This window comes from Natronomonas sp. (assembly GCF_036625485.1).
In the GTDB taxonomy this organism is placed as follows: Archaea; Halobacteriota; Halobacteria; order Halobacteriales; family Haloarculaceae; genus Natronomonas.
In genome coordinates this window covers 1-3,560 of record NZ_JAZKTR010000208.1, presented here as the reverse complement: position 1 = coordinate 3,560, position 3,560 = coordinate 1, and the positions used below count along the sequence as shown (strand labels likewise).

At 65.6% G+C, this 3,560-nt stretch carries 4 protein-coding genes and 1 pseudogene; 4 read left to right on the top strand and 1 reads right to left on the bottom strand.

Annotated features, from left to right (window positions below; all coding sequences use genetic code 11):
- Positions 1 to 301 precede the first annotated feature (301 nt).
- Entirely contained in the window at positions 302 to 1,549 is a 1,248-nt protein-coding gene (locus V5A53_RS13865) for a DNA double-strand break repair nuclease NurA (protein ID WP_332314209.1), read from the top strand.
- Here V5A53_RS13865 and V5A53_RS13860 read toward each other — a convergent pair whose 3' ends face one another.
- Complete coding sequence (locus V5A53_RS13860) at positions 1,550 to 1,891, bottom strand: cupin domain-containing protein (protein ID WP_332314208.1); 342 nt, start codon at positions 1,889 to 1,891, stop codon at positions 1,550 to 1,552.
- A gap of 104 nt (positions 1,892 to 1,995) precedes the next feature.
- On the opposite strand from V5A53_RS13860, the gene V5A53_RS13855 reads away from it, so the two are divergent.
- The 3 genes and pseudogenes from V5A53_RS13855 to V5A53_RS13845 form a co-directional block, all read left to right on the top strand.
- The gene (locus tag V5A53_RS13855) at positions 1,996 to 2,502 is read left to right on the top strand and encodes a DUF5817 domain-containing protein (RefSeq protein WP_332314207.1); all 507 of its coding nucleotides are present in this window, start codon (positions 1,996 to 1,998) and stop codon (positions 2,500 to 2,502) included.
- Positions 2,503 to 2,562: 60 nt separating this feature from the next.
- A complete protein-coding gene (locus V5A53_RS13850) occupies positions 2,563 to 2,889 on the top strand; it encodes a hypothetical protein (protein ID WP_332314206.1) in 327 nt (108 codons plus the stop codon).
- A gap of 162 nt (positions 2,890 to 3,051) precedes the next feature.
- Positions 3,052 to 3,560, top strand: a pseudogene (locus tag V5A53_RS13845) (hypothetical protein); the annotation flags it as partial.

Here is a 3,560-nt window from a genome sequence, read left to right as displayed (position 1 = left end):
CCCTCCTTCGCTTCGCTTAGTCGGTCGTCCCTCGCAGGATTTCGTCCGACCGCCGTTCGCGAAGGCGCTCACGGCGGTCGGCCAGCGTGCGCCGTTTATAAACGTCACCCGGCCCGGAGCGCGTGCGGCCCGTCTGGGCCGTCGCGCGACATGCGCGGCGCGTAGCGCCGCGATGTAGGTTCGCGGGCCGAGGGCTTTCTGTGTGTTTGCGGTCACGTAGTCGCCACACCTTATCCGTCTTCCACCAGAGTCGAATGCTAGCGCCCGACCATTTAACAGGGAGACCGACCGAGAGCCACCAATGACGCTCGACCCGGTCCACTTCGACGGCATCGCGCAGTTGGCGGGCCGCATCAGCCAGCGCGTCGATGCCACGGACCACGACTCCTTCGCGGAGACGGTCTTCGAGGAGTTTCTGGACCCACTCATGTACGACGGCCGGCGAGTCGTCGAACCGCTCGACGAGGTGCGACGCCAGCGCATCGACGCCGAGGACGCCGCCCTGCAGGAGGCGCCGTTCCCGACCCAGCACGGCCTCGATTCGGGGACCATCAACCCGACGACGTTCACGAACGGCCTCGTGTTGGACGTCGCGCAGGCGGCGATGGCCGCCGTCCCCTCGGACCTCGAACTCCACCGCGCGCGGTCGGTGGTGACGACGGTCCACTCCAATGACGCGACGGTCGACTGCGGGGAGGACGACTGGACGATGTTCGACCGCGGCTACTCGCGGGGCCGCATCATCCAGGCGCCGCGAGTCAATCGCTACGAGGAGGCGGTCGTCCACGCGCTGTCGCTGTATCTCGCCGAGGCCAAGCACGCGGGGATGCAGTCTGAGGTCGTCGACGACCTGCTCATCCTCGACGGCCCCATCTACCCGAAGGGGCTGCTCGTCTGGAGCGACCGGCACCCCGAACTGGCCGACCTGCTGATCGAGGAGAAACTGCCGCGACAGGTCGTGGCGGCCTACATCGACCTCGTCGAGGAGTTCGCCGAGCGTGGCGTTCCGCTCATCGGGTTCGTCAAGAACAGTGGCTCGAAGGCGATCATCCAGGCGGTCCGGGAGGCCGAGCGCGCGCCGTGGGTCGACGATTCGGCCTTCTTCACGCGGGTGCTGGAGCGGACCGACGACGAGGGCGAGACGCTGACCGACGACCTCACCTTCACGAACTGGTTCGTCTCTCGCGGCGGCGTCGACCGCCCGCTGTCGACCGACGGGGACGCGCTGGGCATCGAACGCGAGCGGGACCACGCCGACTACGAGGTGACCTTCTTCTGTGTGTTCGACCCGCGAAAGGAGCAACTCTACCGCATCGAGGCGCCCGCCGTATTCACCCGCGACGAGGAGTTACGGGAGGCGCTGACGATGCAGGTGCTCCGGGACGTGGCCCACGAGAAGGGACCGCCGATGGCGGTGGCGAAAGCCGACGAACTGGCGCGAATCAGCCGCGAGGAGAAGGCCGCACTCGGGCGGGCGATCGAGGAGCAACTGGACGCCGCACGCGACCGCAGTTACGACGAGGAGCGGTGGGGACTGGTCGACGGGTAGTCACTCGGCCCAGTCGGGGTTCGGCCGCGGCGGCGCGAAGATGTCGACACCGCGGACGACGGTGTCGCCACGGTTCGCGGCGGCGTGTGGCTCGTCGCCCGGAATCGTAAAGGAATCTCCCGGCCCGACGACGGTCTCCTCGCCGTCCGGGCCGATGAACGTCAACTCGCCCTCGTAGACGAACCCCGTCTGCTCGTGGTGGTGGTCGTGTTCCGGGACGGTCGCGCCCGGTTCGATCTCGAAGCCCTGGATGCTCGTCTTCTCGCCGGTCGCCAGTTGCGTGAGGTGGACGTCATCGACGGCTTCGACCGATTCGCGGTCCGAAAGTCCGACGCGTTTCATACCGGCTGGTGAGCGGCAGTCTTCTTGAGTGTTCCCCCCGACGCGAGCGGGCCGCCCCCGCCTTCCGGCGTGGGTTTTTATCCGACGACGCCGAATCTCGGCGTATGTACTCGGTCGTCGGCTGCAAGGAGTGCCACGCGCTGTGGGTCGTCGAGGGGCGCCCGGAGACGACGAAATGTCCTCGCTGTGAGAAGCGTCACCAGTTCAAGAAACTGAAGGCCTTCGCCGAGACCGAAACCTCCGATGCCGCCGCTCGCGTTCGCAGTTCGATGCTCGCCAAACGCGCCGACGACGGGGAGTTCGTCGACCCCGCCGAGATCGACCTCGACGGAGTCGGCATCAGCGACGAGGAGTTCCTGACGGCTTCGGGACTGGACACCGACGCCGTCGCCGCGGCCGGCGAACGCGCAGAAAGCGGTGGTGGCCGCTCCCGAAGTCGCAAACAGGTGGTTCACGACGCGCTCGAAGACCTCGACGAACCGACGGCCGACGACGTCGTCGCCTACGCCGCCGACGAAGGGGTGTCCGAATCCTACGTCGAACGCGCCCTCGACAAACTGAAACGGGCCGGCGAAGTGACCGAATCCGGCGGCGTCTATCGGCCGCTCTGACGGACCGAGCGTCCGAACCGCTTCGAGTGGACTTTTAGCCGCCCGCGCCGAGGCCCAATCATGAATCGCGACCCCTCGGATTACAGCCGTCTGCTCGTCCTGTTGGTCCTGGTGCCGCTTCTGGTGGCGGACCTGGCGTTCGGTCTGCCGGATGGCACCTTCGCCGGCGTCGGTGCGCTCGTCTTCGTCGCCGCCGCCGGCATCCACTTCTACGGTGGCGAGCGACAGGGTGCGGTCGGCTGGCTGCTCTTCGGCTGTGCGCTCGGGTTGGTCGGACTGGTCGACGTGCAACAGGACCCGCTGTACCTCTTCGCCGTCGGCGTGCTGTTCGTTGCGGGGCTGTTCGTCCTCGGCAGTCAGCGGATTGCGGACCGTCTGGAGGAGTAGTTCGGCCGGTATAGGGTGTAATGACGTAATCGCTGACGCGTCTGCAAGTTCGAAAAACGGTTCTCTGGGTCGATTAAACCGTTTTAATCCGAGTAAACTCGGTCAAACTCCGTGTTACGGTTTCCCCGATTTATGTCCCTCACAGCCGTCGGGTCGACTGCAATGTCAGTCTCGAAAACCCTTGCGGCGGTGCTGGCAGTATTGCTCGTTGCTGGAAGCGGTGCCGCAGTAACGGGCCTCGCCCAGACGGATACCGGCGCCTCGTCGGCGTCCGTGTCCGAACTGGAGATGGATGCGGCGCTCGATAACGAAACCGTGACAGTAACCGTTACTGATGACGGCGCGCCCGTAGAGAACGCCTCGGTCACCGTCGAAGGGGACGAGGACGTAACCGTCACCACCGACGCGAATGGAACCGCGACGGTCGACCGCTCGGCGCTCACCGAGGATGACGAGGCCCTCGAGGAACTCGAAGTCGAGTACGAATCCGACCACGCGGAAGGTGAACTGGAATACGTCGTCGAGGACGGCTCGCTAACCCTCGTCGAAGAGAAGTACGAGTACGACGTCGATGAAGACGAAAGTGACGAAGAGGAAAGCGAGGAAGAGGAAGCCGACGAAGAGGAAAGCGAGGAAGACGACGAACGCGAAGAAGCCGAGGAAGACGACGA